Source organism: Achromobacter sp. CF-sbj1-Ac2-l (assembly GCF_052698165.1).
In genome coordinates, this window is the sequence record NZ_CP199855.1 from 3,349,680 (window position 1) to 3,376,582 (window position 26,903).

28 protein-coding genes are annotated in these 26,903 nt (G+C 70.2%); 13 read left to right on the forward strand and 15 right to left on the reverse strand.

Annotation, left to right across the window (positions count from 1 at the left end; genetic code table 11):
- Positions 1-110: 110 nt before the first annotated feature.
- Positions 111-1,400 carry a Glu/Leu/Phe/Val family dehydrogenase gene (locus ACUDCK_RS15275; protein ID WP_054504449.1) on the reverse strand — a complete coding sequence of 430 codons (1,290 nt, stop codon included), beginning with the start codon at positions 1,398-1,400 and terminating at the stop codon, positions 111-113.
- Positions 1,401-1,893: 493 nt separating this feature from the next.
- On the opposite strand from ACUDCK_RS15275, the gene ACUDCK_RS15280 reads away from it, so the two are divergent.
- Positions 1,894-3,567 carry a BBE domain-containing protein gene (locus ACUDCK_RS15280; RefSeq protein ID WP_175166940.1) on the forward strand — a complete coding sequence of 558 codons (1,674 nt, stop codon included), beginning with the start codon at positions 1,894-1,896 and terminating at the stop codon, positions 3,565-3,567.
- A gap of 67 nt (positions 3,568-3,634) precedes the next feature.
- Here ACUDCK_RS15280 and hutG read toward each other — a convergent pair whose 3' ends face one another.
- The 10 genes from hutG to mltG form a co-directional block, all read right to left on the reverse strand.
- Positions 3,635-4,585: a formimidoylglutamase gene (gene hutG, locus ACUDCK_RS15285; protein ID WP_054504447.1), complete on the reverse strand. Its 951-nt coding sequence runs from the start codon at positions 4,583-4,585 to the stop codon at positions 3,635-3,637.
- Positions 4,582-5,364 carry an amino acid ABC transporter ATP-binding protein gene (locus ACUDCK_RS15290; RefSeq protein ID WP_277355987.1) on the reverse strand — a complete coding sequence of 261 codons (783 nt, stop codon included), beginning with the start codon at positions 5,362-5,364 and terminating at the stop codon, positions 4,582-4,584. The genes hutG and ACUDCK_RS15290 overlap by 4 nt, the downstream gene beginning before the upstream one ends.
- On the reverse strand, positions 5,361-6,029 hold the full coding sequence (locus tag ACUDCK_RS15295) for an amino acid ABC transporter permease (protein WP_049074183.1): 669 nt from the start codon (positions 6,027-6,029) through the stop codon (positions 5,361-5,363). Before ACUDCK_RS15295 ends, ACUDCK_RS15290 begins: the two co-directional genes overlap by 4 nt.
- Positions 6,026-6,769: a transporter substrate-binding domain-containing protein gene (locus tag ACUDCK_RS15300; protein ID WP_049074185.1), complete on the reverse strand. Its 744-nt coding sequence runs from the start codon at positions 6,767-6,769 to the stop codon at positions 6,026-6,028. Before ACUDCK_RS15300 ends, ACUDCK_RS15295 begins: the two co-directional genes overlap by 4 nt.
- 118 nt (positions 6,770-6,887) lie before the next feature.
- Positions 6,888-7,625, reverse strand: a complete 738-nt coding sequence (locus tag ACUDCK_RS15305) for an IclR family transcriptional regulator (protein WP_064522863.1) — start codon at positions 7,623-7,625, stop codon at positions 6,888-6,890.
- A 264-nt stretch (positions 7,626-7,889) separates the two neighbouring features.
- Positions 7,890-8,822, reverse strand: a complete 933-nt coding sequence (locus tag ACUDCK_RS15310; RefSeq protein ID WP_175166939.1) for an ankyrin repeat domain-containing protein — start codon at positions 8,820-8,822, stop codon at positions 7,890-7,892.
- A 40-nt stretch (positions 8,823-8,862) separates the two neighbouring features.
- Positions 8,863-9,633 carry a TatD family hydrolase gene (locus ACUDCK_RS15315; RefSeq protein ID WP_175166938.1) on the reverse strand — a complete coding sequence of 257 codons (771 nt, stop codon included), beginning with the start codon at positions 9,631-9,633 and terminating at the stop codon, positions 8,863-8,865.
- 76 nt (positions 9,634-9,709) lie between these two features.
- The gene (holB, locus tag ACUDCK_RS15320; RefSeq protein ID WP_054504443.1) at positions 9,710-10,759 is read right to left on the reverse strand and encodes a DNA polymerase III subunit delta'; all 1,050 of its coding nucleotides are present in this window, start codon (positions 10,757-10,759) and stop codon (positions 9,710-9,712) included.
- Complete coding sequence (gene tmk / locus ACUDCK_RS15325; RefSeq protein WP_054504442.1) at positions 10,756-11,379, reverse strand: dTMP kinase; 624 nt, start codon at positions 11,377-11,379, stop codon at positions 10,756-10,758. Before tmk ends, holB begins: the two co-directional genes overlap by 4 nt.
- Positions 11,376-12,506, reverse strand: a complete 1,131-nt coding sequence (gene mltG, locus ACUDCK_RS15330; RefSeq protein WP_064522855.1) for an endolytic transglycosylase MltG — start codon at positions 12,504-12,506, stop codon at positions 11,376-11,378. The genes tmk and mltG overlap by 4 nt, the downstream gene beginning before the upstream one ends.
- Positions 12,507-12,663: 157 nt before the next feature.
- On the opposite strand from mltG, the gene ygfZ reads away from it, so the two are divergent.
- The gene (ygfZ, locus tag ACUDCK_RS15335; RefSeq protein WP_064522853.1) at positions 12,664-13,662 is read left to right on the forward strand and encodes a CAF17-like 4Fe-4S cluster assembly/insertion protein YgfZ; all 999 of its coding nucleotides are present in this window, start codon (positions 12,664-12,666) and stop codon (positions 13,660-13,662) included.
- Here the strand turns inward: ygfZ and ACUDCK_RS15340 are convergent.
- Complete coding sequence (locus ACUDCK_RS15340; RefSeq protein ID WP_175166969.1) at positions 13,652-13,948, reverse strand: hypothetical protein; 297 nt, start codon at positions 13,946-13,948, stop codon at positions 13,652-13,654. The two genes, ygfZ and ACUDCK_RS15340, sit on opposite strands and share 11 nt — an antisense overlap.
- 106 nt (positions 13,949-14,054) lie before the next feature.
- Between ACUDCK_RS15340 and ACUDCK_RS15345 the strand changes: the two genes are divergently transcribed.
- Positions 14,055-14,885: an AraC family transcriptional regulator gene (locus ACUDCK_RS15345; protein ID WP_395756572.1), complete on the forward strand. Its 831-nt coding sequence runs from the start codon at positions 14,055-14,057 to the stop codon at positions 14,883-14,885.
- A gap of 41 nt (positions 14,886-14,926) precedes the next feature.
- Here ACUDCK_RS15345 and ACUDCK_RS15350 read toward each other — a convergent pair whose 3' ends face one another.
- Positions 14,927-16,444, reverse strand: coding sequence for an NYN domain-containing protein (locus ACUDCK_RS15350; RefSeq protein ID WP_175166937.1), 1,518 nt, complete (start codon positions 16,442-16,444; stop codon positions 14,927-14,929).
- A 107-nt stretch (positions 16,445-16,551) separates the two neighbouring features.
- Here ACUDCK_RS15350 and ACUDCK_RS15355 point away from each other — a divergent pair, with 107 nt between their 5' ends.
- From ACUDCK_RS15355 to ACUDCK_RS15400, 10 genes are all read left to right on the forward strand, one after another.
- Positions 16,552-17,148, forward strand: coding sequence for a GNAT family N-acetyltransferase (locus ACUDCK_RS15355; RefSeq protein WP_175166936.1), 597 nt, complete (start codon positions 16,552-16,554; stop codon positions 17,146-17,148).
- Positions 17,149-17,425: 277 nt separating this feature from the next.
- Positions 17,426-18,289: a motility protein A gene (locus tag ACUDCK_RS15360; protein WP_175166935.1), complete on the forward strand. Its 864-nt coding sequence runs from the start codon at positions 17,426-17,428 to the stop codon at positions 18,287-18,289.
- Positions 18,286-19,416, forward strand: a complete 1,131-nt coding sequence (locus ACUDCK_RS15365) for an OmpA/MotB family protein (RefSeq protein ID WP_144657624.1) — start codon at positions 18,286-18,288, stop codon at positions 19,414-19,416. Before ACUDCK_RS15360 ends, ACUDCK_RS15365 begins: the two co-directional genes overlap by 4 nt.
- Before the next feature lie 127 nt (positions 19,417-19,543).
- Positions 19,544-19,897: a YciI family protein gene (locus ACUDCK_RS15370; RefSeq protein WP_054504435.1), complete on the forward strand. Its 354-nt coding sequence runs from the start codon at positions 19,544-19,546 to the stop codon at positions 19,895-19,897.
- Positions 19,898-20,056: 159 nt separating this feature from the next.
- Positions 20,057-20,470, forward strand: coding sequence for a YciI family protein (locus ACUDCK_RS15375; protein WP_054504434.1), 414 nt, complete (start codon positions 20,057-20,059; stop codon positions 20,468-20,470).
- Between the two features lie 42 nt (positions 20,471-20,512).
- Positions 20,513-20,920 carry a VOC family protein gene (locus tag ACUDCK_RS15380; RefSeq protein ID WP_175166934.1) on the forward strand — a complete coding sequence of 136 codons (408 nt, stop codon included), beginning with the start codon at positions 20,513-20,515 and terminating at the stop codon, positions 20,918-20,920.
- Complete coding sequence (locus ACUDCK_RS15385) at positions 20,917-22,209, forward strand: RNA polymerase sigma factor (RefSeq protein WP_175166933.1); 1,293 nt, start codon at positions 20,917-20,919, stop codon at positions 22,207-22,209. Before ACUDCK_RS15380 ends, ACUDCK_RS15385 begins: the two co-directional genes overlap by 4 nt.
- 105 nt (positions 22,210-22,314) lie before the next feature.
- Positions 22,315-23,187, forward strand: coding sequence for an AraC family transcriptional regulator (locus ACUDCK_RS15390; RefSeq protein ID WP_175166932.1), 873 nt, complete (start codon positions 22,315-22,317; stop codon positions 23,185-23,187).
- Between the two features lie 129 nt (positions 23,188-23,316).
- Entirely contained in the window at positions 23,317-24,270 is a 954-nt protein-coding gene (locus tag ACUDCK_RS15395) for a DMT family transporter (protein ID WP_175166931.1), read from the forward strand.
- Between the two features lie 173 nt (positions 24,271-24,443).
- The gene (locus ACUDCK_RS15400; protein WP_054416582.1) at positions 24,444-24,827 is read left to right on the forward strand and encodes a c-type cytochrome; all 384 of its coding nucleotides are present in this window, start codon (positions 24,444-24,446) and stop codon (positions 24,825-24,827) included.
- Between the two features lie 68 nt (positions 24,828-24,895).
- Here the strand turns inward: ACUDCK_RS15400 and ACUDCK_RS15405 are convergent, their stop codons facing one another.
- Both ACUDCK_RS15405 and ACUDCK_RS15410 read right to left on the reverse strand, forming a co-directional pair.
- Entirely contained in the window at positions 24,896-25,564 is a 669-nt protein-coding gene (locus ACUDCK_RS15405) for an HAD family hydrolase (protein WP_175143774.1), read from the reverse strand.
- Positions 25,565-25,648: 84 nt separating this feature from the next.
- On the reverse strand, positions 25,649-26,857 hold the full coding sequence (locus ACUDCK_RS15410) for an MFS transporter (RefSeq protein WP_064522745.1): 1,209 nt from the start codon (positions 26,855-26,857) through the stop codon (positions 25,649-25,651).
- Positions 26,858-26,903: the final 46 nt, after the last annotated feature.

Below are 26,903 nucleotides of genomic sequence, written 5' to 3' on the forward strand. Positions count from 1 at the left end.
AGGTCGGATCAATATCCAACTTTCGGGGGTCAGTTCAGTCGGGGCGGTTTTCCTGTCTTCCTCTGGCTCCTCCGCGCGCCGGGCCGGGCCGGGCCCGGCGCCAGAAGGACTTACGGGTACAGGCCGCGCACCTGGCGGGCCTGCAGGATGCGCGTGCAAGCCACGATGAAGGCGGCGGTGCGCAGCGTCACCTTGTGCTCCTTGGCCACCAGCGCGATCGAGGCGTAGGCCTCGCGCATGATGCGCTCCAGGCGCTGGTTGATTTCGTCCTCGCTCCAGAAGAAGCTGGAGAAGTCCTGCACCCATTCGAAGTACGACACCGTCACGCCGCCGGCGTTGGCCAGCACGTCCGGCACCACGTACACGCCGTGCTCGAACAGGATGTCGTCGGCTTCCGGGGTGGTCGGGCCGTTGGCGCCTTCCACCACGATCTTGGCGCGCACCTTGGCGGCGTTGTCGGCGGTGATCTGGCTTTCCAGGGCGGCCGGGATCAGGAATTCGGTTTCGAGCGTCCAGAACTCGTTCTTGTCCATCGCCTGGCCGCCGGAGAAGCCGCCCACGCCGCCATGCTGCGACACGTGCGACAGCAGCTTGTGGACGTCCAGGCCGGCGGCGTTGTGCACCGTGCCGGTATGGTCCTGCGCCGCGATGACCTTGGCGCCGGCCTCATGGAACAGGCGGGCGGCGGTGCCGCCCACGTTGCCGAAGCCCTGCACCACCACGCGCGCCTTGGACACGTCGATGTTCAGGTCGCGCGCGGCTTCGCAGCCGACCACGAACACGCCGCGGCCGGTGGCCTCGACGCGGCCCAGGCTGCCGCCCAGCGCGATCGGCTTGCCGGTCACGACGCCGGTGGCGGTCGAGCCTTCGTTCATGGAGTACGTGTCCATCATCCAGGCCATGGTCTGGGCGTTGGTGTTCACGTCAGGGGCGGGAATGTCCTTGGACGGGCCGATGATGACGCCGATTTCCGAGGTGTAGCGGCGCGTCATGCGCTCGATCTCGGACTGCGACAGCTTGCGCGGGTCGACGCGGATGCCGCCCTTGGCGCCGCCGTACGGCAGGTTGACCGCGGCGTTCTTGACCGACATCCAGGCGGCCAGCGCCATCACTTCCGACAGCGTCACGTCCTGATGGAAACGCACGCCGCCCTTGCCCGGGCCGCGCGAGGTGTTGTGCTGCACGCGATAGCCCTCGAAGTGGGCCACGCTGCCATTGTCCAGCTCGATCGGCACGTCGACGATCAGCGAGCGCTTCGGGCGCTTCAGGGTCTCGACCCAGCGCGCCAGCGAACCGAGGTACGGCGTGACCCGGTCGACTTGTTGCAGGTAATTACCCCAGGGGCCGAGATCGTCGGCATTCAGATAAGACGGCAAGGCATGGGTGGGAGTTTGAGACATGGACATGCTCTCCTGACAAAGTTGCGCCATTTTATCCATATCCTTATTGTGTCCCCCTATTTTATGAAAAAATATTAATTAGGGACATAATACGGAAACGGAGACCGCGAGCGTTGCCGAGCCTGCCGAAACGCTGCGCCTATCCTAGCCCCGCTCGTCGGCAGCGTCCACCCTGTGCGCGCCCGCCCCGAGCACTCGACTCGCCCCAGGCCAGTCACCGGCGCCAGCAAGGCCCTGCGTACCGGGCGCCGGTCGCCCCCTCCCCCCTCTTGCCTGCGCCCCCCCGACGCCACATCACATTCGCGTGTCAGTTCGACCCGGGGCGCCTGTCGCACCTTGCTTGAAAGCGTCATCCAGTTAAATCAGAATCAACCGGCCCCGGTTTTAGCGGTACCCGGCACCGGCGGCGTTCCAAAGCTTGTCATCCCGCGTTGCCGGCGGGCGACTCCCGCTGGCATCACTGCACTCATGAAAATCAACCATAGAGGTGCGCATGTCGGATTTTTCCCTGATTGACAGCAATGACCCGCGTTACGCGACCCTGCAAAAGGGTTTCAACCTGCGCTTCCCCACCACGGGCCAGGGCGCCAACGCCATCTACGTCTGCAAGACCCCGCAGGACGTGCTCGACGCGGCCAACGCCGCGCTGGCCCAGGGCTGCCGCATCACGGTACGCAGCGGCGGCCACTGCTACGAGGGCTTCGTGGCCAACAAACTGCCCGAGGACCACGACCAGCCGCTGGCCATCATCGACCTGAGCCTGATGACCGGCCTGCGCTACCGCGAGGCTGGCGACATCCCCTCGCCCTGGAACCCCGCCGCGCGCTACCGCTTCGCGGCCGCGTCCGGCAACCAGAACTGGGACGGCTACCTGGACCTGTACAAGACCGCCAACCGCACCCTGCCCGGCGGCTCGTGCTATTCGGTCTGTTCGGGGGGGCACATCGTCGGCGGCGGCTACGGCCTGCTGTCGCGCCTGCACGGGCTGACGGTGGACTGGCTCTCGGGCGTGGACATCCTGGTGCCGCAGGGCCCGGGTTCGCGCAAGCTGGTCGCCAAGCACGTCAACCTGCACAGCGCCGGCGCCGACCGCGACCTCTTCATCGCCTGCCGCGGCGGCGGCGGCGGCAACTACGGCATCATCCTGACCTACTACTACGCCGACCTGCCCGCCGCGCCCCAGGAAGCCTACTGGCTGTCGCTGTCCTACCCCTGGGCCAGCTTCGGCGCCGGCGCCACGGGCCGCGCCAACTTCGCGCGCTTCATGCGCGCCTACTGGCAGTGGTTCGCCGACCACGACGCCGACTGGAACAGCCCCGACCCGGCCAAGGCCAACGGCGGCCTGTTCACGCTGCTGAAGGTGCAGCATCGCTCGACCGGCGACGTGGTGCTGAGCATCCAGTACACCGGCAAGGACGGCAAGGTCGGCGGCGCGCGCGACCAGCCGTTCCTGGACTTCGTCGCCACCATGAACGCAGCGGCCAGCGCCGCCCCCGCCGTCAACCTGTCCACGCATTGGCACGGCCCGTCGCACCGCGTGGTCCATCCGGCGCCGCGGATGCTGGCCCATGCGGTCAACGATGCGCAGAAGATGGACTGGCTGTGGCTGACGCAGAGCATCAACGGCTCGGGCAGCAACCAGCGCGGCAAGTACAAGTCCGCCTATCACAAGGCCAATTTCAGCGACGTCGAGATCATGGCCCTGTGGGAATACCTGAACGGCTCGGACGATCCGCGCCTGAACCAGGCGCTGGTGCAGATCGACTCGTACGGCGGCCGCATCAACCGCAACGACGAGACGGCCAACCCGACCAGCGTATGCCAGCGCTCGTCGCTGCTGAAGTCGCAGTTCCAGGTGTACTGGACCGATCCGGCGCAGGACGCCTTCCACATCAAGTGGATCGCCGACCTGTACGACGAGTACTTCGCGCAGTACGGCGGCAAGCCCAGCAACCAGCCGGGCTCGCCGTTCGAGGGGTGCTACATCAATTACCCCGACACCGACATGAAGTACACCGACGCCAGCCACAGCCACGTCGATCCGCAGTGGCTCGACCTGTACTACGGCAACAAGACCGCCGCGCTGATCGCCACCAAGCGCAGCGTCGATCCCGACAATCTCTTCCACCACGAGATGTCGATCCCGCTGGCCGCGCCGCAGGCGTGAAAAAGCCCGCCGCCATGCGCCGCGCGAGCGGCCATGACGGCGGGCCGGAAGTCCGCCGCGGACCGTGTCAGGCGGACAGCAGTTGCCAGGCCAGGCGCGCCGCCGCGCGGGCGCCATGGCCGTCGATGTCGAAGCGCGGGCTGTACTCGGCCATGTCGGCCAGACGCAGCTTGCCGCTGGCCTTGACGCGCAGCACGATCTCCTCGATCACCGCCATCGGCACGCCATAGGGCGCCGGCGCCGACACGCCCGGCATCACCGCCGCCGGCAGCACGTCCAGGTCGATGGTCAGGTAGACGTGGCGGGCCCGCGCCAGCAAGGCGTCGACGTTCGCCAGGCGGGCCGCCAGGTGGCGTTCCTGCATGTCGCGGTCCTCGACCCACACCGCGCCCACTTCGGCCGCCCGCGCGTACAGCGCCGGCGTATTGGCCAGCCGCGACACGCCCAGGCAGGCGTATTGCAGCGCCAGCCCCTGCGCCTCGCAGTAATGCGCGATCTGGTCGAACGGCGTGCCGGAACTGCCCGGCCGGCCGGTGCGCAGATCGAAATGCGCGTCCAGGTTCAGCACCAGCACCGGGCCCTCATCGCCCCGGTCCGCCAGCCAGCGCGCCAGGCCCTGGAAGCTGCCCCAGGCGATCTCGTGGCCGCCGCCCAGCACCACCGGGCGCGCGCCCTGGCGCAACAGGTCGGCCACCGCCAGCCCCAGGCGCTCCTGCGCGTCCTCCAACTGGTCGCCCTCGCAGGCCACGTCGCCCGCGTCCAGCAGGCGCGTCAGGCCATGCGCCGGCAGGCCGGCCATGTACTTGCGGATGCCGGCCGGGCCGGCGGCCGCGCCTACGCGCCCCTGGTTGCGGGCCACCCCCGCATCGCAGGCGAATCCCAGCAGCACCGGCTCGCCCGCCACCGGCGCCTGGCCCGCGGCCGGCTCGACGATGTGCGCCAGGCGGCGCGTGTCGCCGCGCTCGGCGCTGTCGTCGCGCGCGGTCCACAGGCTCCGGTCGAGTTGCGCCGCCGTCATGCCGCCCCCTGCCCCGTGCTCAGCACGGCCTGCAGGAACTCGCGGGTGCGGGCCTCGCGCGGCTGGCTGAAGATGACCTCGGGCGCGCCCGATTCCAGGATCACGCCGCCGTCCATCACCGCGACCACGTCGGCCACGTCGCGGGCAAAGCCCATTTCGTGGGTCACGACCATCATGGTCATGCCTTCGCGCGCCAGCAGCTTCATGACCTGCAGCACTTCGCCCACCAGTTCCGGATCCAGCGCCGAGGTCGGTTCATCGAACAGCATGACCTTGGGCTGCATCGCCAGGGCGCGGGCGATCGCCACGCGCTGCTTCTGGCCGCCCGACAGGCTGGCCGGCATGGCCGACATCTTCTGCGCCAGGCCGACCTTGCGCAACAGGTCTTCGGCCAGCGCGTTGGCCTCGTCACGCCCCATGCCGCGCAGCGTGCGCGGCCCGACGGTGACGTTGTCCAGCACCGACAGGTGCGGGAACAGGTTGAAGCCCTGGAACACCATGCCGACCTGCATGCGCAGTCGGTTCAGCGCCGCCTCCGGCAAAAGCTCGCCTTCGTTCTGCAGCGTCTGGCCGCAGATTTCCACAGTGCCGCCCTGGGCCACTTCCAGCCCGTTGCAGCAACGCAGCAAGGTGCTTTTGCCCGAACCGCTGGGGCCGATCACCACCACCACCTGCGACGGCAGCACATCGAAGTCGATGCCGCGCAGCACGGCGTGGTCGCCGTAGGATTTCTGCAGGCCGCGGATGCGGATCATTTCTTTCGAATTCGCGGCGTTCATTGCACCATCCCCCCCGCGCGCAGGCGTTGCTCGATCCTGCGCAGTATCAACATGGCGGCCGTGGTCAGGACCAGATAGATCAGCGCCACCACCAGATAGGTTTCCAGCGAGCGGTACGACACGCTGATGATCTTCTGCCCTTCGTGCATCAGGTCATGGATGGTCAGCAGCGACACCAGCGCCGAATTCTTGATCAGCGCGATGAACTCGTTGCCCAGCGGCGGGATCATGCGCACCACCGCCTGCGGCAGGATGATGATGCGCATGGCCTGGCCCGACGACATGCCCAGCGAGCGGGCCGCCTCGGTCTGGCCGCGGTCGACCGACTGGATCGCGCCGCGCACGATTTCCGACACGTAGGCGCCGGAATACATGCCCAGCCCCAGCACGCCGCAGGCGAACGCCGGCAGCGTCACGCCGAACTGCGGCAGGCCGAAGAACCAGATGAACAACTGCACCAGCAGCGGCGTGCCGCGAAAGAACAGCAGGTAGACGCTGCACAGGTTGTAGATGATGCTGCGCTGCGGGTTGAGCCGGCCGACGCCGACCAGCAGGCCGATGACACAGCCCAGCAGCAAGGCGCCGGCGGTCACCTCGATGGTGACCACCGCGCCGCGCAGCAGGGCGTCGAAGTCGGCGAAGACGGGAGCAAAATCCAGGTTCATTTCGCGGGCGCCTCGAACCACTTGTTGACGATGGCCTGGTAGCTGCCATCGGCCTTGATCTTCTGCAGCGCCTCATTCAGGCCGCGCGTCAGTTCCGGCTTGTTCTTGGGCACGGCGATGCCGTAGTCCTCGGTGGTGACCTGGTCGGCCAGCACGGTCAGGTCGGTGGTGCTCTGGGCGAACAGCTTGGCGGCCGGCTTGCCGGTCACGGCGGCATCGGCGCGGCCGATCTGCACCAGGTTGAACATCTCCTGGTTCTTCTCGACCTCGACGCGCTGCACCGACGGATAGTGTTCCTTCAGGTAGTTGACCGACTTGGTGCCGACCTGCACCGACACCTTGCGGCCGTCCAGGTCCTTCAGGGTCTTGACCGGGCCGTCCTTCTTGGTCAGCACGACCAGGCCGCCGGCGTAGTACGGGTCGGTGAAATCCACCACCTTGCTGCGCTCGGGCGTGATGTAGATGGCGGACACGGCGATGTCGGCGCGGCCGGCCTGCAGGGCGGGAATCAGGCCCTTGAAGTCGATGTCGATCCATTCGACCTTCTTGCCCATGGCGGCGGCCAGGGCCTCGACCAGTTCGATGTCAAAGCCGGTGCGCTTGCCGTCCTTGACGAACTCCATGGGCGGGAAGGTGGCGTCGGTCACGGCGCGGATGGTTTCCTGGGCGTGGGCGGTGCCCATGCTCCAGGCCAGGCCCAGGGTCAGGGCGGCGGTCAGCAGGGTGCGGCGAGTGGTCATGGCAAATCCTGATAGGAGAAAGTGGATACGGATACGGCGATCGGTACGGCGTGGGGTATGGCGTCTAGAGAGGCGGCAGGAATATCGGGGACAACATGGAATCCGGAAACGGGCGGCGTCAGTGCGCCTGCAGCCTGCCCGAGATGCGGCGGGCGGCCGCGACGGTCAGGTCGATGAAGGCCTGCGGCCGCTGGGCGGCGCGGGTGGACGGGGCCATCAGCGTGATGGAGGCAACCGCCTGGTTGGCGCGCTGGAAGATCGGCACGCTCACGCCCCAGACGCCGGCGTCGACTTCGCTGTCGGTCACGGCGTAGCCCTGGGCGCGGATGGCTTCGAGTTCGTCGGCCAGCCGCGCCGGATCCACGCCCGACTCCCGGGCCAGGATGGCCAGCGCGGCCTGCAGGCGCGGCGCCGGCATGAAGGCCAGCAGCGACTTGGCCGAGGCGCCGCGCGCCAGCGGCAGGCCGCGGCCCTTGGTGAAGGAGCAGCGCAGCGGATGCTGGCTCTCGACCATGTCCAGGCAAACGGCCTGGTCCTTGACCGCCACCAGCAGGCCGATGGTCTCGCCCGACGCGGCCGCCAGCGCCGCCATGTCCGGCTGCGCCTCGTGGATCAGGAACGACGACTGGTCAAAGCCCCAGGCCAGTTGCACGCACAGCGGACCGGGGCCGTACTCGCCCTCGTGCTCGGCGACGAAGCCCCAGCGCTTGAGCAGCGCCACCTGGCGGTAGAGCGTGCTCTGCGCCAGGCCGGTCTTCTCAGCCAGCGCGGCAATGCTCAGCGGGCCATCGTGCCGGGCCAGCGTGGCCAACACGTAAAGCACCCGGTCCGCGCCCGGTCCTACCGACTGATCCATCAACAAGCACTCCTGGTGGTGATGGCAGGGAGATTATCAATTTATGGTGGTGACGATGGAAATTTTTCCCACTGATTGAGAAATTACAGGGAAAACCCCGAAACACCCGATCACGAATCCGCCCTCCCCGGACCGCCGAAGCCTTGCCTGGCCGCCGCCCCTCGGCGCCGGCACACCCGAGCCGCGCCGCGGGTCCGCCGGCGACCGGCAATAAAAAAACCCGCCAGAAGGCGGGTTTTGGAACCAGCGGGGCGCGGCCCGCGGTCAGGGCGTCGCGGGCTTGTCGTAGTTGTTCAGGCGCACCCCGGACACGCCGCCCACATTGGGCGCGTTGGCGGGCTTGGCGGGCGCGGCCGGCTGGGCCAGCGGCGGCGGCGCGTCCAGCGGCGCGGGCTGGACGGCGGGCGGCGCCGCCGCCGTATCGGCCGGAGCCACGCCGGTCGCCGCCTCGACGGCCTCGGCCGGATCGGCTTCCGGCTCCGCCGGGCCGCTGGCGCGGCGGGCGCGCTTGGCCGCTTCCTGCTGGGCGATCAGCGTTTGCAGCTCGGCGGCCAGGCTGGTCGATTTGCCGGTGCGGGCCCAGTCCGCGGCATTCTGGTCCTTGGTATCGCGGGTGGTGACGTCGGCGCCCGCCTTCAGCAGCAGCTCGACCATCGCCTTGTTGCCCGACAACGCCGCCATCATCAACGGGGTTTCGCCGTTGGGGGCCGGCGCGTTCACCATCGCCTTGCGTTCCAGCAGCAGGCTGGCCATGGCCAACTGGCCCTTGGAGGCCGCATAGTGCAGCGGCGTCCAGCCCAGCCGGTTGACCTGGGCGCCGCGCGCCATCAGCGCCCGCGCCCGCTCGGTCTGGCCGGCGATGGCCAGGTACATCAGCGGCGTCTCGCCGGCCGGGTTCTCGGCATTGACGTCCGTGCGCGGGTTGGCCGCCAGCACGTCGAACACCTTCCAGGCCCCGTCGACCACCGCCCGCATCAGGGCCGGCTGGCCATTGCGGTAGCGCACGTTGGGGTCGGCGCCCTGCGCCAGCAGATCCTTGATTTCGTCCGGATAGTCGTTGGCGACGTAGACCCACCAGTCCGACGGATTGGCGGCCTGGGCCAGCGCCGGCGTCGAAACGGCGACGCACAGCGCCAGCAGCGCGCTGCGGCAGTGTGAAACGAGGCGGTGACGGGAGAACGCAGCGCTGGCAGCCATGGGCAATCCTGATAAATTACTTTAAATAATTGACGTCAGATTATTTCTTTATCTTGTTGAAAAGATTAAAGAAATTTTCCGTTGAAGCTCGTGCCACCTCGGCCACGCTGATGCCCTTCAGGTCCGCGATCTTCTCGGCCACGTGGATCACCTTGGATGGGTCGTTGAGCTTGCCCCGGTACGGCACCGGCGCCAGGTACGGCGAGTCGGTTTCGATCAGCAGGCGGTCCAGCGGCACCTTGGCGGCCACCTCGTGCACCACATGCGCGTTCTTGAACGTCACGATGCCGGACAGCGAGATGTGGAAATTCTGGTCGAGCGCGGCCTGGGCCACTTCCCAGGTCTCGGTGAAACAGTGCATCACCCCGCCGACCTCGGCGGCGCGCTCCTCGCTCAGCATCCGCACCGTGTCCTCGGCCGACGAGCGCGTGTGCACGATCAGCGGCAGGCCGGTGTCGCGGGCGGCGCGGATATGACGGCGGAAACGCTCGCGCTGCCAGTCCAGCGGCTCGGACAGGCGGTAGTAGTCCAGCCCGGTCTCGCCGATGGCCACCACCTTCGGGTGGGCCGCCAGGCGCGCCAGCTCCTCGGGCTCGGGGTCGGGCGTGTCCTCGTAGTCGGGGTGCACGCCGACCGAGGCCCACAGGTTCGGCTGCGGCTCGACCAGCGACATCAGGCCCGGCCATTCAGGCATGTTGACGCTGACGACCAGCGCGTGGGTCACCTGGTTGGCGGCCATCCGCTCAAGGATGGCGGGCAGGTCGGCCGCCAGCTCGGGGAAATTCAAATGGCAGTGGGAATCGACGTACATGAGACGGGGATGAGGAAAGGCGCGGCGTCCGGACGACGACCCGGACTGGCCGGATCCGCCGCCGCGCCGCGGCAGGTTACGCCTGGCAGGATAGCACCACGCGCTGCAAGGTCGCGTGGGCGAAAAGCTTGGCATTCAAGGGATGCGTGGCCAGCGCCCGCTGGCGCGTCAGCCAGCGCGCGGCCTCGGCCGCGCGCGCCGTGTTCATGCGCGCGGCGACCTCGGCCACGGCGGCGGCCAGCGCCGGGAAATAACGCACCGGCGCGCCGGCGGCGGCCAGCATCAGGTCGGTATAGAGGCGCTGCAGCGCGTCGATCCACTCGAGCGGCGGGGCCTTTTCCAGGGTTTCGGCCAGGGTGCCGACGTCGGGCGTCTGGCCCTTGGCCAGCGGGCCCACCAATTGGGACAGCCACGGCGGGCAGGCGGTCTCGGCATTCTGCGCCAGGCGCAACGCGGCCAGCGGCGCGCCGCCGGCCGCGGCCAGCCATTCGCGCGCCGGTTCGACATTCTGGTCGCGCAGCCATTGCAAGGCGGTATCGGCATCGGGCGCCGGCAGCGGCAGGCGGCGGCAGCGCGACACCAGCGTAGGCAGCAGCCGGTCGGGCGCGTCGGCCACCAGGAGGAACACGGTATGCGGCGGCGGTTCTTCCAGCACCTTGAGCAAGGCGTTGGACGACACCACGTTCAGCGTGTGCGCGGGGTACAGCAGGGCCACGCGCCAGCCGCCGCGATGAGTGGCGGTGTTGAACCAGGATTCCAGCGAACGGATCTGGTCGATGCGGATTTCCTTGGACGGCGCTTTCTTGGCCGCGCCCGTGGCCGGCTCGGCCTCTTCCGCGCCCTCGGCGGCGTCGGCGCCCTCCTCGACCGCCACGGCCTCGGGCCGGATGCGGCGCAGGTCGGGATGGTTGCCGCTGGCGAACCAGGCACAGGCGGCGCAATGGCCGCAGGCCAGGCCGTCCTGCGGCGTCTCGCACAGCAGGCTGGCGGCGGCGGCATTGGCGAAATCCAGCTTGCCGATGCCGGCCAGGCCGTGCACCAGCCAGGCGTGAGCGAAACGCTCGCGGTTGCCGAGCCAGGCCCGCGCCGTCTCCATCTGCCAGGGCAGGAACTGGGGCGCGCTCATGGCCGGGCCGCCACCAGTTGGCGCAGGCCGGCTTCCAGCTCGGCGCGGATCTCGGGAATCGCGCGGGTCGAATCGATCACGTGGATACGGTCGGGCTCGGCCGCGGCGCGCGCCTGGTAGGCCGCGCGCGTGCGTTCGAAGAAGGCGGCGCCTTCGCGTTCGAAGCGGTCGGGCTCGCGGGCGTCGGCCAGGCGCGCGCGCGCCACCGCCAGCGGCACGTCGAACAGCCAGGTGCGGTCCGGACGGCCGGCCTGCATCCAGGTTTCCAGCGCGGCCACGCGCGCCGCCCCCAGGCCGCGGCCGCCGCCCTGGTAGGCGTAGGTGGCGTCGGTGTAGCGGTCGCAGACCACCCAGGCGCCGCGCGCCAGGGCCGGCTCGATCACCTGGTGCAGGTGCTCGCAGCGGGCGGCGAACATCAGCAGGGTTTCGGTATCCAGGCCCATCGGGTCGGTCAGCACCAGGGCCCGCAGCTTTTCGCCCAGCGGCGTGCCGCCGGGCTCGCGGGTGGAGACGACCTCCAGGCCCTGGCCGCGCAGGAACTCGGCGATCCACTCGGTATGCGTGCTCTTGCCGGCCCCGTCGACCCCCTCCAGCGTAATGAAGCGTCCGCGTGAGGTCATTGTTCTTGTCCTTGTGCTGGCGCCGGATCGTCGCCCGGCGTGGAAGTGGCTGCCGTCTCGGGCGTCGGCGCGGCGGCGGGCGCGGCGGGCCTGCCCGCAGGCGCCGGGCGGGGCGCCGGCGTCTGGCCCAGGATATAGCGGGAAACGTTGCGGTTGTGCTCGGACAGGTTCACCGAGAACTCGCTGGTGCCATTGCCGCGCGAGACGAAAAACAGGAACTTGTGCTGCTCAGGCTGCACCGCGGCCAGGAGCGCCGCGCGGCCGGCCGCGGCGATCGGCGTGGGCGGCAGGCCCGGGCGCGTGTAGGTGTTCCAGGGCGTGTCGGTCTGCAGGTCGCGCTTGCGGATGCGGCCCTGGTAGGCGTCGCCCATGCCGTAGATGACGGTGGGGTCGGTCTGCAGCAGCATGCCGATCTTCAGGCGGTTGGCAAACACGCCCGCGACCCGGCGGCGATCCGGGCCATGGCCGGTTTCCTTTTCGATGATGGACGCCAGCACCAGCGCTTCATACGGCGTGGACAGCGGCAGGTCGGACTGGCGCTTGGCCCAGGTGTCGTCGAGGATGCGCTGGCCTTCCTGGTACGCGCGGCGCAGCAGGTCATAGTCGGTGCTGCCCGGCGTGAAGATGTAGGTGTCGGGGAAGAACATGCCCTCCGGATGCTTGATGTCCGAGCCCAGGCGTTCCATCAGGGCCTCGTCGCTGATGTCCCCCAGCGTCTGCTTGACGTCGGGATTCTCGCGCAACGCCTGGCGGATCTGGCGGAAGGTCCAGCCCTCCAGGAAGGTGATCTGGCGCTGGGTCATGTCGCCGCGCGCCATGCGTTGCAGCAGCAGCCAGGGCGTGTCGCCGTTGATGGCCTGGTAGCCGCCGGCCTTGATCAGCTTGTCCTGTTCGGTCAGGCGCGCCATCCAGACGAAACCCGGCTCCCAGACCGCCACGCCGGCTGCGTTCAGCGCGCGCGCGACGGTGCGCGGGCTGCTGCCCGGGTCCACCACGAAATCGATCCTGTCGGCCGACAGGGGAATGGGTCGATGCATCCAATGCCAGGCCGCGCCGACGGTCGCGGCGACGGCCAGCACGATGAGCACGAATGACCACAGGACGTAAAAACGGAGTCGCTTCTTCATAAGTCTGGGAAGTTTAATGGATCGCGCGGACCTGTCGGAGCAAAACGAGGGCCGGAGCGCGTCACGCGCCCCTTTGCCCTGCGCGGGCATCGGCCTGCGGCGATGAGAACACGGCTATCATCAAGCCTTTGATGACGAGTCACGGGCCCACGCAGCCATGCATGCTTTCCATTCTTCGATCCCGGCGCGCGCCGAAGGTTGCGCGCAATTGGCGCCGTTGGACGATTTCGCCGTTTTCAGCGCCAGCGGCGCCGATGCGCTGACCTTCCTGCACGGTCAGTTGACCCAGGACGTCACCGGACTGCCCGCCGACGCCGCCCGCCTGGCCGGCTATTGCACCGCCAAGGGCCGCCTGCTGGCGACCCTGGTGATGTGGCGCGGCGCCGCCCCGGCCGAAGATGCCCCGCAACTGTACGCCCTGGTGCGCCAGGACCTGGCCGCGGCGCTGATCAAGCGTCTGTCCATGTTCGTGCTGCGCGCCAAGGTCAAGCTGGCCCCCGCCGCGCTGCACGTGGCCGGCGTGCAGGCCGACCCGGCGCAACTGCCCGCCCTGGAAGCCGCCGCCGGCGCCCTGCCGCGCACGCCCTGGCAACGCGCCGAGCTGCCTTCCGGCACCTGGATCGCCGCGCCCTCGGCCGGCGCCGTGGCGCGCTGGTGGTGGATCGCGTCCGACGAGCAACTGGCCGCGGCCGCGCCGCTGGCCGCCGTGCTCCGGCAGGTCCCGGCCGCGCAATGGCACGCGGCCGACCTGGCCGCCGGCATTCCCTGGATCACCACGGCGACCCAGGACGTCTTCATTCCGCAGACCGTCAACTTGGACCTGATCCAGGGCGTCAGCTTCACCAAGGGCTGTTATCCGGGCCAGGAAGTGGTGGCGCGCAGCCACTACCGCGGCACCGTCAAGCGCCGCATGGCGTTCGGCACCATCGCCGATGCCGGCGTGGCCGATGCCGGGCTGGCCGGCCAGGACGTGTTCGACGCCACCCAGCCGGGCGAGCCGACCGGCCGCATCGTCGACGCGGCCCGCGGCGACGACGGCGTGTCGGTGCTGTTCGAGACCACGCTGGCCGCGCTGCCCGAGGGCGACCTGCGGCTGGGCGCGGCCGACGGTCCGCGCATCGCCGCCGCGCCGCTGCCCTATTCCATCACGCCGTAACCTCGCCGCCCGCGGACGCGGCCCCGGCCCCGGCCCCGGCCGCGTCCAGCCAGCGCCGCAGCGCCGGATCGCGCACCTCCAGCACCTCGAACAACCCCAGCGCGCGCAGCGCCGGCAGGGCCTCCCGCATGTCGCGGGCGGCGACCTCGCGCGCGGCCGGCGCCGCCTCGGCATCGCACCATACCCGCGCGTTCAGCAGAAAGGCGCCGACCGTGCCTTTGCGCACGGTCACGCCCCCGAATTGGGCGGCGTCGCGGTCGTCCGGCAATAGGTCCTGTGCTTGCATCATGTTCTCCTGTCGATGAGCAGAGACTCACGATAGTCGCCCTCGCGCGGCAAATCTGCGGTAATTTTGACAATCAATACCGCATTTGTGCCAATCCGGAGCCCCCTTGTCCACGCGCCGCCCCTGCCCGCCCCCCGCACCCGCCGAGGCCGCGCCGCCCCTGATCGCCCCCGACCTGGCCGCCGCGCCCGATGGGCCGCCCCTGCTGGCCGTGCGGCGCCAGGACGCGGCGCTGCGCCACACCGCCACGCACCGGCATGCGCGCGGCCAGTTGTTCGGCGCCTATCGCGGGCTGCTGACGGTGGTGGCGGGCGACCGCCAATGGGTCGCGCCGCCCGCGCACGCGATCTGGATTCCGCCCGACTGCCCGCACGGGCTGCGTTCGCATGGCCCGTACGCGGGCTACAGCGTCTACCTCAGCCCCGCGGCCTGCGCCGACCTGCCGGCGGCGCCCTGCGCCCTGCGGGCGTCGGCGCTGCTGCTGGCGGCGGTCGAGCGCGCCGCCGGCTGGCCGGATGCGGCCTGGGACGCTGTCCGTATCCGCATCGCCGACGTGGTGCGCGACGAGATCCGCACCCTGCCGCGCGCCGGCGATGGCCTGACGCTGCCGCGCGACCCGCGGCTGCAGCGCCTGGCGCTGGCGCTGTCGGACGCGCCGGCCGATACCCGGCCGCTGGCCGCCTGGGCCGACGCGATCGGCATGGCGCCGCGCACGCTGGCGCGCCGCTTCCTGGCCGAGACCGGCCTGTCGCTGGGGGCGTGGCGTCAGCGCGCCCGATTGATGCGGGCGCAGGAAATATTGGCGGCCGGCCGGGGCGTGACGGCCGCCGCGCTGGAATCGGGCTATGACAACGTCAGCGCCTTCATCGCGATGTTCAAGCGGGAATACGGCGTGACGCCCGGCCGCTACGACGGCCGGGGTCCGGTGGGAGATTGAACGGCCGGCGGCATGGCGCCGGCCCGTGCCAACGCGCCGGTTTACTCGGCGTCGGCGACCTTGCGCGGACGGCGTGCGCGCGTGGCGGTCTTGCGCGCCGGCTTGGCCGGGGCGGCGTCGGCCGTGGCGCTATCGGCGGCCGCATTGCCCGGGGTTCCGGCGTCGGGGGCCGGCGTGTCCCGCGGCGTGGCCTTGGCGCGGGCGGGCGCCTCGGCGGCGCCGTCCGCGTGACTGGCTTGCGGCGCCGGCGTCTTGGCCGCCCGCGCGGTCTTGGCCGCGCCACGGCCGCTGCGCGCGCCGCGCCGGCTCTTCGGTTCGGCCGGCGCCTCAGTGGAGGACGGAGGGTCGTCCGTGACGGACAGCGCGGCCGGCTCCGGGGCCGGCACGGGGGCCAGGACGGGCGCCGCTTGCGGCGCCACCGATGCGGTCTCGACTGCGGCCGGCTGGCCAGGTCGCGGCCAGGCCTCGCGATCCTCTCGCTCTACCGGTTCGTCCCCCTCCCGGTCCGCGGGCGCGCCCTGGCGGCCAGACGCCTGGCCCGCGCCCGGGCGGCCGCCCCGCCCGCCCGACGCATTCTTGCGGCCTCCGCGCGCGCCGCGCGCGGGCTTGGCATCGGTTTCGTCGGCCTGAGAACCCGGGGTCACGGCCGCATCGGCCGCGCCCTCGGGCGTCTCGACCGCCGCCGCCATAGCGCGCAGCGCCGGCTTGCCGCCGCTCCTGGCAGGCGTGCCGCCCGCGCTGTCGCGGTACACGTAGGTGCCCGATTTCTCCTCGCGCCCGACGTCCAGGAAGCCGCGCGACTGCGCCTCGTCCAGCAGGTTGCCGAAGGCGCGGAAACCGTAATAGGACTCGTTGAAATCGGGCCGGCGGCGCTTGAGGGCGTCCTTCAGGGCCGAGGCCCAGATCTTGCCGCTGTCGCCGCGCTCGGCCATCAGCGCCTCGAAAGTCTCGACCACCATGTCCACGGCCTGCGTCTTGCGGGCTTCCAGTTCTTCCTTGCGGCGGCGCTCCTCGTCGGGCGAGCGGCGCTGTCCGGCGTTGCCGCCGCCACGGTTGTCGCGGCGGGCGTCGGCGGCGCGCTGGCCTTCGCGGGCCAGGTCGTCATAGAAGATGAATTCGTCGCAATTGGCGATCAGGAGGTCCGAGGTGGATTGCTTGACCCCCACCCCGATCACCTTCTTGTTGTTCTCGCGCAGCTTGGACACCAGCGGCGAGAAGTCGGAATCGCCGCTGATGATGACGAAGGTATTGACGTGCGACTTGGTGTAGCAGAAGTCCAGCGCGTCCACCACCAGCCGGATGTCGGCGGAGTTCTTGCCCGACTGGCGCACGTGCGGGATTTCGATCAGCTCGAAATTGGCCTCGTGCATCGGCGCCTTGAATTCCTTGTAGCGCTCCCAGTCGCAATAGGCCTTCTTGACCACGATGCTGCCCTTGAGCAGCAGGCGCTCCAGCACCGGGCGGATGTCGAACTTCTGGTACTTGGTGTCGCGCACGCCAAGCGCCACGTTCTCGAAGTCGCAAAAAAGCGCCATGCTGACGTTTTCGTTGGCATTCATAAGTGTTTCTCCGTTGCGGCGGTCATCCCGGCCGCCTGGCCGGGGCGATTGGCCGCGATTTGCCGCCCATGATATACATTTCCGTCCGCCCCCTTTCCGCGACCGCGATGCCTGACGACCTTCTCCATCCCCCGTTGAGCACCGAACGCCTGCTGCTGCAACCGTTGTCGCTGGACGACGCGCCCGCCATCCAGCGCATCTTCCCGCAGTGGGACGTGGTGCGCTACCTGGCCGAACAGGTGCCCTGGCCCTACCCCGAGGACGGCGCGCGCACCTATGTGGAACAGGTGGCGCTGCCGGCCATGCGGCGTGGCGCGCAGTGGCATTGGTCGCTGCGCCCGCGCGCCGAGCCTGGCCGCCTGATCGGGCTGATCAGCCTGATGCGCGACGATCCGGGCAACCACCGCGGTTTCTGGCTCGACCCGGACTATCGCGGCCAGGGTTTCATGACCGAGGCGAGCGAGGCGGTCACGGCCTTCTGGTTCGAGGTGTTGGACGAGCCAGTGCTGCGCGCGCCCAAGGCGGCGGCCAACGACGGCTCGCGCCGCCTGTCCGAGCGCACCGGCATGCGGCTGGTGGCCACCGAGGAACGCGGTTTCGTTTCGGGACGGCAGATGGCCGAGATCTGGGAGATCACGCGCGACGAATGGCGGGGGCGGTGCCTGTCGACCACGCCGGACCGCACGGACGGCAGCCCGGCCTGAGCGCAGCCGGCGGCCGCCGGATCTCGCGGCGTTCTTGCCGACGCATTAGGAGGAAGCGACGCCTCCCCCATCCTGGCCCGCCTTGAACCCGTGATCGCGAAATAAATCCGACCCTATTTATTCCGCCAGCGGCCGCGCCCCGGCGCCGGTTCAAGCCGGCGCTTACCGCCCCTTTCGCCCCGTTTTCCGACGGATTGGCCGGCTGCTTGCGTGGCTAGAATTTGCCACCATCCCGCATTCCGTGCACGGGATGCTCCCTCGCAATCGGGCAAGATCCATGAATCCGTCTACCGTCATCGGCGCCGTTGTCGGCCTGCTCACCCTGGTCATCGTCATCGCGCTGGCCGCCACCAACCCCGGCATGTACTTCAACCTGCCGGGACTGGCCATCGTGCTGGGCGGCACCTGCGCCGCGCTGTTCATCGCCTATCCGCTGTCCGAAGTGATGCGGGTCTTCAAGCTGGTCGGCACGGTGTTCCGCCACGACCAGCACGACCAGCAGCGCGACATCGAGGAACTGGTCAACATGGCGCAATTGTGGATGAACACCGACGTCCACAAGGTCGAACAGGAACTCAAGAAAGTCACCAATCCGTTCCTGCGCACCGGCGTGCAACTGATCATCGACAACACCCCCGAAGACCAGATCATCGAACTGCTGCAATGGCGCGTGGCGCGGCTCAAGGCCCGTGAAATGGCCGAGGCGCAGATGTTCCGCGTCATGGCCACGTTCGCGCCGGCCTTCGGCATGCTGGGCACGCTGGTCGGCCTGATCAACCTGATGGCGGTGCTGGGCGACGGCAGCATGACCACCATCGGCCAGCAGTTGGCCATCGGCCTGATGACCACCTTCTACGGCATCCTGCTGGCCAACCTGGTGTGCAAGCCGATCGCGGTCAAGCTCGAGCGCCGCACCGCGCGCCGCGTCGAGTCCATGAACATGGTGCTGCAGGGCATCTCGATGATGTGCGAGAAGCGCGGACCGGCCGTGGTGCGCGAGACCCTGAACTCGTTCGTCATGCACGTCGAGGACGAAATCTACGACGGCGGCGCCTCCGCCGCGCGCGGCAAGACCGAGGGCCAGGTGCCCTCCGCCGCCAAGCCCGTGTCCTTCACCCGCCCCGCCGCCGCGCGCCAATGAGCCTGATTTCCCCCTCCCTGGCGCAGCGGATCGAGCAGGCCCGCCAGGCCCAGTTGCGCGCGCAGAAGGCGGCGGCCAACAGCGGCTGGCGCCCCAGCAAGAGCGACCGCAAGGACCGCTACGCCCGCTGGCACGTCGATGAAACGGTTGAAAGCGACGCCGAGAACTGGCTGCTCAGCTACCTGGACCTGATCACGCTGCTGCTGGCCATGCTGGTGGTGATGCTGGCCGTGTCGCGCCTGCATGGCGACTTCCACGAATCCGGCGAGAAGCAGGTCGACATCGTCGGCAGCCTGGCGGCCAAGGGCCTGCCGGCCTACGACGGCGAATACGCCGAATTCGACACGCCCGCGATCCCGGCCAGTTGGGGCGAGCCGGCGGCGCCCGCCGCCACGGCCACCGCCGCCGCAGCCGACGCCACGCCCGACGGCGGCGAGGTGGTTGCGCAGGCCGCCCCGCCCCTGAAGGCCCCGTCCAAGGAGTCGCTGGGCCTGGGCGACCTGGGCAAGTCGGTCGACGTCATCATCAACGAGCAATCGGTCAGCTTCCGCATCAGCAACGAGCTGCTGTTCCCGTCGGGCCAGGCCACGCTCAGTCCGTCGGGCCTGGACGTGATCAAGCGCCTGGCCGCGATCCTGAACAAGAACGAGTACCAGGTGTCGGTCGAAGGCCACAGCGACCCGGTGCCGATCCAGACCCGCCAGTTCGCCTCCAACTGGGAACTGTCCAGCAGCCGCGCCACCAGCGTGCTGCGCGAACTGGTGCGCGACGGCGTGGCCGGCAGCCGCCTGCGCGCCGTGGGCTACGCCGAAACGCGTCCGATCGAGTCCAACGACACGCCGGCCGGCCGCGCCGCCAACCGCCGGGTCGAACTCATCATGGACATCACCGCCCCCGCCAAGCCGGCCCGGGCCGACGCCAAGGGCGCCGACGGCAAGCCGGCGGCCGCCGCCGCGAACGGCAACGCCAAGCCCACGGATGCCAAGACCGCCGACGCCAAGCCGGCCGCGGCCGCGCCGGCGCCCGTGGCCGCCCGCCCCGAAGCCGCTTCCGCCGTCTCCCCGCTGGAAGCCGCGCCGCCCTCGACCCTGACGCCAACCGAGGCCATGGCCGCCACCCAGTCCTGATCGCTCCCGATCCCAACCGGCCCCGGCCGGTTTTTTTTCGCGCCGCGGCGGGGCCGGGCCAGGCCAAACGGCGGTAATCTGGCGGCTGCCGGCCCCGCGCCCGGACCGGCGCCAACAGGAATCCGCCATGCCGTACATGCTGCTCATCGTCGAACCCATCGGCCAGCGCGCCGAGCGCACGCCCGAACAGGGGCGCGACGCCTACGCGCAGATGCTGCGCTACGCCGAAGGCCTGCAGGCGCGCGGCCTGCTGGCGCGCGCCGAATCCCTCAAGTCCGACCAGGAAGGCGTGCGCCTGCGGGTACGCGACGGCCAGCGCACGCTGGTCGACGGCCCGTTCGCGGAGGCCAAGGAAATGATCGGCGGCTTCTTCCTGCTCAATTGCGACGATCGCGAACAGGCGCTGGCGCTGGCCGCCGAATGCCCGGCGGCGCAGTGGGCCACGGTCGAGGTGCGCGAACTCGGGCCCTGTTTCATGTAGCGCCGGGTCATCGCCGCGGGCGATGACGAGGACGGACCCGGATAGGTGTTTACCCTGATTCGCCCAATTCCCTGTCGATTCGCGCGCGTCCCATGCGTCGTGCCAGTACCGACCCAGCCGCGCCGTGCGGCCGGGCCCATCGATACCAGGAGATTCCCGATGCGATTCATGATCATCGTCCGCGCCAACGCCGACAGCGAATCCGGCAGGCTGCCCGAAGCCAGCCTGCTCGACGCCATGGCGACCTACCATGAAGGCCTGGCCAAGGCCGGCGTGCTGCTCGACGCCAGCGGCCTGCAGCCGTCGTCCAAGGGCTGGCGGGTGCACTACGACGCGCAGGGACAGCGCAAGGTCATCGACGGCCCGTTCGCCGACACCAAGGAACTGATCGCCGGCTACACGGTGATCCAGGCCCGCTCGCGCGAAGAAGCCCTGCAATGGACGCTGCGCTTTCCCGACCCCTTCCCCGGCCAGCCCTGCGAAATCGAAGTGCGGCAGATGTATGAGCTGGAAGACTTCGGCCCCGGCCAGGAAATCGATCGCTTCCGCGACCTGCCCGGCAACGGCCAGTGAACCGCTCCATCCCTGTCAACGACGCCCGCCGCGAGACCCATCATGCACAAGCAGATCTTCGTCAACCTTCCCATCGCCGACATGGCGAAATCGCAGGCCTTCTTCAGGAGCCTGGGGTTCAGCTTCAATCCGCATTTCACCAATGACCAGGGCGCCTGCATGGTCGTCAGCGACAACATCTATGTCATGCTGCTGGTGAAGGATTTCTTCCAGGGTTTCACCAACAAGCCCGTCGTCGACGCCAAGGGCGGCACCGAAGCCCTGATCGCGCTGTCCTGCGAAAGCCGCGCCGAGGTCGACGACCTGGTCGCGCGCGCCAAGGCGGCCGGCGGCACGGCGCCGCGCCCGCCGCAGGACCACGGGTTCATGTACGGACACGGCTTCGATGACCTGGATGGCCACATCTGGGAAGTGTTCTACATGGAACCCGGCGCGACGCCGCAGGCATGACCGCCTCGGCCGGATCGGCGGCGACCCACCGCGCCATCGAGGCCGTCTGGCGCATCGAGGCCGCCAGCGTCATCGCCGGCGTCGCGCGCCTGGTGCGCGATGTCGGCCTGGCCGAGGAACTGGCCCAGGACGCGCTGGTGGCCGCGCTGGAGCGCTGGCCGGCCAGCGGCGTGCCGGACAACCCGGGAGCCTGGCTCATGACCACCGCCAAGAACCGCGCCCGCGACCGCTTGCGGCTGGACGCCATCCACCGCCGCAAGCACGAGCAGATCGGCCACGAACTGGAGGCGCTGCAGGCCGACGTCGAACCCGATTTCGTCGAGGCGCTGGACGCCGCGCGCCAGGACGACATCGGCGACGACCTGCTGCGCCTGGTGTTCACCGCCTGCCATCCGCTGCTCTCGACCGAGGCGCGCGTGGCGCTGACGCTCAGGCTGCTGGGCGGGCTGTCCACCGCCGAGATCGCGCGCGCCTTCCTGGCCTCGGAGTCCACCATCGCCCAGCGCATCGTGCGGGCCAAGCGCAGCCTGTCGGCGGCGCGCGTGCCTTTCGAAGTGCCCGGGCCGCGGGAACGGACGCAGCGGCTGGCCTCGGTGCTGGAAGTGATCTACCTGATCTTCAACGAAGGCTACGCCGCCACCTCGGGCGAGGACTGGATGCGGCCGGCGCTGTGCGACGAAGCGCTGCGGCTGGGCCGCATCCTGGCTGAATTGACGCCCGGCGACAGCGAGGTGCATGGGCTGGTGGCGCTGATGGAACTGCAGGCCTCGCGGCTGCCTGCCCGCAGCGACGCCCAGGGCCGGCCCGTGCTGCTGCTGGAGCAGGACCGCGGCCGCTGGGACACCCTGCTGATCCGCCGCGGCCTGGCCGCGCTGGAACGCGCCGAAAGCCTGGGCGGGGCCAGCGGGCCGTATGCGCTGCAGGCAGGGCTGGCGGCCTGCCACGCGCGTGCGCGCCGGCCGGAAGAGACCGACTGGCCGCGCATCGTGGCGCTGTACGACGCGCTGGCGCAGGCCATGCCGTCGCCGGTGGTGGAACTGAACCGCGCCGTCGCCGTGGGGATGGCCTTCGGCCCGCAGGCCGGGCTGGACCTGGCCGACGAACTGGCGCGCGATCCGGCGCTGGCCAACTACCACTGGCTGCCCAGCGTGCGCGGCGACCTGCTGGGCAGGCTCGGGCGCCACGCCGAGGCGCGCACGGAATTCGAACGCGCCGCCGCCATGACGCGCAACGCGCGTGAGCGCGAGATGCTGCTGGCCCGGGCGCGGGGGCAGCCGGCGGCGGACTGAGCGCCGCCGCGCCCCTCCCCCATCCCGACGGCCGCGCGCCGCGCCCGCCCGGCAGCCTTCCCACGCCACCGGACACGCCGGCGCCGGACGTGCTTAAATCCCGCCATGGCTTCCCTCCTGCCCGCCGCCTCCGACGCGCGCCCCGAGCCGCCGCTCGCGGGGGTGCCGCAGGCCTTCGACCATCCCAACGACCGCGCCGAATTCCGCCGCCCGGCGCACCGCCCCGGCATCGAGCTGTATCGCGCCCACATCATTCGCCACGCCTTCGAGCCGCACACCCACGAGGCCTATGGCCTGGGCGCCATCGAAACCGGCGTGGAGCGCTTCCGCTACCGCGGCGCCGAACATCTGGCGCCGCCCGGCTCGGTGGTGCTGATGAACCCGGACGAACTGCACACCGGCCGCGCCGAGACCGCGGGCGGCTGGCGCTATCGCATGGCCTATATCGACCCGGACGTGGTCGCCGAAGTGGCCGGCGAGGCCGGCTGGTGGTTCGATTGCGCGGTGGGCCATGACGCCGCCAGCGCGCAGCGCGTCACCGCCCTGCTCGACGCCCTGTGGGGCGCGCGCGAACCCCTGGCGTTCGACAGCGCGCTGCACGCGTTGCTGGCCGAGTTCCGGCGCCATGCGCGCGTGCCGGCGCCGCCGCGGCCCGAAGGCGCGCCGCGCTTCGCGCCGGTCATCGACTATCTGCGCGCCAATCTGGCGCGCCGCCTGACGCTGGAGGAGCTGGCCGCCGTGGCCGGCCTCAGTCCGTTCCACTTCCTGCGCAGCTTCCAGGCCCAGTACCACGCCACGCCGCAGCAGACGCTGATGGCGCTGCGCCTGTTCGAGGCCAAGCGCCTGCTGGCCGCCGGCGAGCCGCCCGCCCAGGCCGCGCTGGCCGCCGGCCTGACCGACCAGGCCCACCTGACCCGCGCCTTCACCCGCCGCTACGGCGTCACGCCCGCCCGCTACCAGAGGCAGGTGCGCGCCTGAGCCGCCCGGCGCCGGGCCGCGAATCGGCTGCCGCGCCGGGGCTGGCGGCCCGCAGCAATCTGGTACAAGACCGGCCGCCCCGGCCGCCGCTAGACTGCCCCGTCTATCAAATACCCGTTGGGAATCTTCATGTGGGCAGGAACCTTGTACGCGCTGGCGGCCGGACTGATGTGGGGGCTGGTGTTCGTCGGCCCGCTGCTGCTGCCGGAATACCCCGCCGCCCTGCAATCGGTGGCGCGCTATCTGGCTTTCGGCCTGATCGCCATCCCGCTGGCCTGGCTCGACCGCAAGGCGCTGCGCCAGCTCAGCCGCGCCGACTGGATCGAGGCCCTGAAGCTGGCCGCCATCGGCAACCTGCTGTACTACCTGTGCCTGGCCAGCGCCATCCAGCGCGCCGGCGGCCCGGTGCCCACCATGATCATCGGCACGCTGCCGGTGGTGATCGCCATCTGCGCCAACCTGCGCAACGCGCGCCGCGACGGCCGCCTGCCCTGGAAGCGGCTGGCGCCTTCGCTGGCGCTGATCGCGCTGGGCATCGCTTGCGTCAACCAGGTCGAATTGCAGGCGCTGCGCCAGGAGGCCGACGCCGACCTGTCGCGCTACGCCATCGGCGCCGTGCTGGCGCTGGGCGCCGTGGCGTGCTGGACCTGGTATCCGCTGCGCAACGCCGATTGGCTGCGCGACCATCCGGGCCGCAGTCCGCGCACCTGGGCCACCGCCCAGGGCGTGGCCACCCTGCCGCTGGCGCTGGCCGGCTACGGCCTGCTGTGGGGCGGCATGGCCGCCACCGGCAGCAGTTTCGACATGCCGCTGGGGCCGCGCCCGCAGGTGTTCCTGGGCCTGATGATCCTCATCGGCCTGTTCGCCTCGTGGCTGGGCACGCTGTGCTGGAACGAAGCCAGCCAGCGCCTGCCGACCGCGCTGGCCGGGCAGTTGATCGTGTTCGAGACGCTGGCGGCGCTGGCCTACGCCTTCATCCTGCGCGGCAGCATGCCGCAGCCGTTGACGCTGGCCGGCATCGCCCTGCTGATGATCGGCGTGCTCAGCGCGGTGCGGGTCAAGCCCGAGCCGCTGCCCGCTTAGACGGCGTCGGCGCTCAAGCGCGCGCGGGCAAGCGGACAAGGCCGCCAGGCCCTAGAATGCGAGGCGCTTTTTTTTGCGCGATCCAGGACCTGGATGCCATCACCCGGATCGGGACCATGGCCTGGCGCCGCCGGGCCGGCCGAGCGGGACGCCGATCGATACCACACGCCTTCATGAAAACAACAACGATTGCCCTGGCCGCGCTGGGATTTTCCGCGCTGGTTCAAACTTCGCCTTCCCATGCCGAGAACATCAACGGCAGGAATCTGTTCCAGCAACGCTGCGCCATGTGCCATGGCGCGGACATCAAGGGAAGCGGGCCGCTGGCCAGGAAAAGCAACCCGCCCACCCCGGATCTGACCACCGCCGCATTCAGGAAGCGGCTGATCGACTATCCGGGCGTCATCGTGTCCTCGGTGATCCTGCGTCCCAACGGCGACCTGATTCCCAGGACCTTGCGCGAAAACGGCGTGAAGGTGCCGCCGCACGCCTGGACGGTCAAGGATTTCCGCGACCTGAACGAATACATGACCGGCGTGATAGCCAAGAGCCGCTGACGCATGGCCCGCCGCCATCGCCGACGCGCGCCGGTGGCAATGCCATGGCGGCGCGCGCACGACCGCGGCTAGATGATCTCCGACAGCCGCCGCAGGTCGTCGATCACCTCGAACGCGCCTTCGTCCAGCAGGCGCTTGCGCTGGTCCGGCCCGTTGTGCGAGGCGCCGATGTAGCCCACCGCGCGCATGCGCGCGGCGCGGGCGGCGCGCACGCCGGGCACGCTGTCCTCGACCACCACGCACTCCAGGATCGCGGTGCGCATCTGCCGCGCGGCGAACAGGAACACGTCCGGCGCCGGCTTGCCATGCGCCACCTGCGCGGTGCTGAATACGTTGGGCGCGAATTCCTCCCACAGCCCGACCAGCTTGAGCGCCGCCTCCAGCTTGGGCGGCGTGCTGCTGGAGGCCACGCAATACGCCATGCCGCGCTGGCGCAGGGCGGCCAGGGTCTCGCGCACCCCGGGCAACGCGCGCAGCTCCTGGCGGAAGGTGTCCTGCAGCCGATCTGCGTACTGGCGCGCAAAATCCGCCGGCAAGGCGCGCGCGTTCTCGTCCTGCAGGGTCTGCCACATATCGGCGTCGGGAATGCCGGCGAATCGCCGCGCCGCTTCCTGCGGCGTGATGGCGATGCCGTGTTCGGCCAGCGCGCGCGACTGGGCGCGGGCCGCGATGATTTCGCTATCGATCAGGACGCCATCGCAATCGAAGATGACCAGGCGCGGGGCGGGCGTAGGCATGGGGACTCCAGCGGGAACAATGCCCCATGATAGGCCGTTCGCATGACAGCCGCCGCATCGGCGCGCCGCGGCCGGATCCCGTGCCTACAAGCGGGCGCCGTGCAGCCGCCGCAGGCGCCAGGCGATGGCCACGCCGCCCAGCGCCGCCGCCGCCACCACCAGCGAGGCCTGCGCCCAGCCATAGCGGTCGATCACCCCGCCCACCGTCACCGGCCCGATCACCTGCCCCAGGTTGCTGCCCATCATCACCAGGCCCACCGTGGCCGCCGTCAGCGCGGGCCGCGGCGCCACCCGCGGCGCGGTGCCCAGCAGCGTCGCCGGGATCAGGCCGCCCACGGCCGAGAACAGCACGCACAGCAGGAAGGTCGGCATCGCCGGGAACACCGAGCGGAAAATCAGCAGCGCCACCCCGCCCATCGCCACGCTGGCGCAGGCGATCAGGGTCGAGCGCCGCCAGCCGCGCGACAACAGCACGCCGGCGCCCAGGTTGCCGATGATGTTGGCGGCGCTGGCGGCCGCGCTGTACAGCCCGGCGGTGGCCAGCGGCAGGCCGAGCTTGTCCATCAGCAGCACCGGCAGGAAGGTGAACAGCGCGAAGAACATCAGGCTGTAGAGCGTGAACGAAGCCGCCAGCAGCATCGGGCCGGCCGCGCCCAGCGTATCGGTTGTGTCCTGCCGCAGCCCGCGCCAGGACAGGCCGGCGCCGGCGGGCGTGGGCGGCGCCAGCGCGGCGACGCAGGCCAGCGCGATCACGGCGGCCGCGCCGGCGCACCACCAGTAGGCGTGCCAGTCGCCGAAGGCCTGCGAGGCCAGCATCGCGATCGCCATGCCCGCCGGCATGTAGCAGCTCCACAGCGCGAAAGCCAGGTCGCGGCTGGCGGGCAGCACCAGACGCTGCAAGGCCGCCGGCCCTGCCACCGTGATCAGGAGGAAACCCAGGCCCTCGACCACGCGCGAGGTCAGCAGCGCGCCATAACCTGGCGCCAGCGCGCCCGCCGCCGTGCCCGCCGCGACCGTCGCCAGGCCCGACAGCAGCATGCGGCGCGCGCCGAAACGCGCGATCACGCCGCCCGCCGCGATGCCGCCCAGCACGCCCAGGATCGAGAACACCGCCGTCAGCGTGCCGATCGACGCCAGGTCCAGCCCCAGGTCGCGCCGCAGCAAGGGCGCCGCGATGATCACCTTGCCGACCTGCAACGACGCCACCACGCCGGCGCCCACGATCGCCAGCACCGCCCCCCAACGGGTCGCCGCCGGCCGGCCGGCCCGCGCCGCGCCTTCCACCTTTTCCATCCCTGCCTCTCCTCGCTTGCAATGCCGCCAGCATGCCGGCCGGAAC

Coding starts and splice junctions, on each gene's coding strand:
- ACUDCK_RS15275 (WP_054504449.1), bottom strand. CDS start 1,400: ATGTCTCAAACTCCCACCCATGCCTTGCCGTCTTATCTGAATGCCGAC.
- ACUDCK_RS15280 (WP_175166940.1), top strand. CDS start 1,894: ATGTCGGATTTTTCCCTGATTGACAGCAATGACCCGCGTTACGCGACC.
- hutG (WP_054504447.1), bottom strand. CDS start 4,585: ATGACGGCGGCGCAACTCGACCGGAGCCTGTGGACCGCGCGCGACGAC.
- ACUDCK_RS15290 (WP_277355987.1), bottom strand. CDS start 5,364: ATGAACGCCGCGAATTCGAAAGAAATGATCCGCATCCGCGGCCTGCAG.
- ACUDCK_RS15295 (WP_049074183.1), bottom strand. CDS start 6,029: ATGAACCTGGATTTTGCTCCCGTCTTCGCCGACTTCGACGCCCTGCTG.
- ACUDCK_RS15300 (WP_049074185.1), bottom strand. CDS start 6,769: ATGACCACTCGCCGCACCCTGCTGACCGCCGCCCTGACCCTGGGCCTG.
- ACUDCK_RS15305 (WP_064522863.1), bottom strand. CDS start 7,625: ATGGATCAGTCGGTAGGACCGGGCGCGGACCGGGTGCTTTACGTGTTG.
- ACUDCK_RS15310 (WP_175166939.1), bottom strand. CDS start 8,822: ATGGCTGCCAGCGCTGCGTTCTCCCGTCACCGCCTCGTTTCACACTGC.
- ACUDCK_RS15315 (WP_175166938.1), bottom strand. CDS start 9,633: ATGTACGTCGATTCCCACTGCCATTTGAATTTCCCCGAGCTGGCGGCC.
- holB (WP_054504443.1), bottom strand. CDS start 10,759: ATGAGCGCGCCCCAGTTCCTGCCCTGGCAGATGGAGACGGCGCGGGCC.
- tmk (WP_054504442.1), bottom strand. CDS start 11,379: ATGACCTCACGCGGACGCTTCATTACGCTGGAGGGGGTCGACGGGGCC.
- mltG (WP_064522855.1), bottom strand. CDS start 12,506: ATGAAGAAGCGACTCCGTTTTTACGTCCTGTGGTCATTCGTGCTCATC.
- ygfZ (WP_064522853.1), top strand. CDS start 12,664: ATGCATGCTTTCCATTCTTCGATCCCGGCGCGCGCCGAAGGTTGCGCG.
- ACUDCK_RS15340 (WP_175166969.1), bottom strand. CDS start 13,948: ATGCAAGCACAGGACCTATTGCCGGACGACCGCGACGCCGCCCAATTC.
- ACUDCK_RS15350 (WP_175166937.1), bottom strand. CDS start 16,444: ATGAATGCCAACGAAAACGTCAGCATGGCGCTTTTTTGCGACTTCGAG.
- ACUDCK_RS15355 (WP_175166936.1), top strand. CDS start 16,552: ATGCCTGACGACCTTCTCCATCCCCCGTTGAGCACCGAACGCCTGCTG.
- ACUDCK_RS15360 (WP_175166935.1), top strand. CDS start 17,426: ATGAATCCGTCTACCGTCATCGGCGCCGTTGTCGGCCTGCTCACCCTG.
- ACUDCK_RS15365 (WP_144657624.1), top strand. CDS start 18,286: ATGAGCCTGATTTCCCCCTCCCTGGCGCAGCGGATCGAGCAGGCCCGC.
- ACUDCK_RS15370 (WP_054504435.1), top strand. CDS start 19,544: ATGCCGTACATGCTGCTCATCGTCGAACCCATCGGCCAGCGCGCCGAG.
- ACUDCK_RS15375 (WP_054504434.1), top strand. CDS start 20,057: ATGCGATTCATGATCATCGTCCGCGCCAACGCCGACAGCGAATCCGGC.
- ACUDCK_RS15380 (WP_175166934.1), top strand. CDS start 20,513: ATGCACAAGCAGATCTTCGTCAACCTTCCCATCGCCGACATGGCGAAA.
- ACUDCK_RS15385 (WP_175166933.1), top strand. CDS start 20,917: ATGACCGCCTCGGCCGGATCGGCGGCGACCCACCGCGCCATCGAGGCC.
- ACUDCK_RS15390 (WP_175166932.1), top strand. CDS start 22,315: ATGGCTTCCCTCCTGCCCGCCGCCTCCGACGCGCGCCCCGAGCCGCCG.
- ACUDCK_RS15395 (WP_175166931.1), top strand. CDS start 23,317: ATGTGGGCAGGAACCTTGTACGCGCTGGCGGCCGGACTGATGTGGGGG.
- ACUDCK_RS15400 (WP_054416582.1), top strand. CDS start 24,444: ATGAAAACAACAACGATTGCCCTGGCCGCGCTGGGATTTTCCGCGCTG.
- ACUDCK_RS15405 (WP_175143774.1), bottom strand. CDS start 25,564: ATGCCTACGCCCGCCCCGCGCCTGGTCATCTTCGATTGCGATGGCGTC.
- ACUDCK_RS15410 (WP_064522745.1), bottom strand. CDS start 26,857: ATGGAAAAGGTGGAAGGCGCGGCGCGGGCCGGCCGGCCGGCGGCGACC.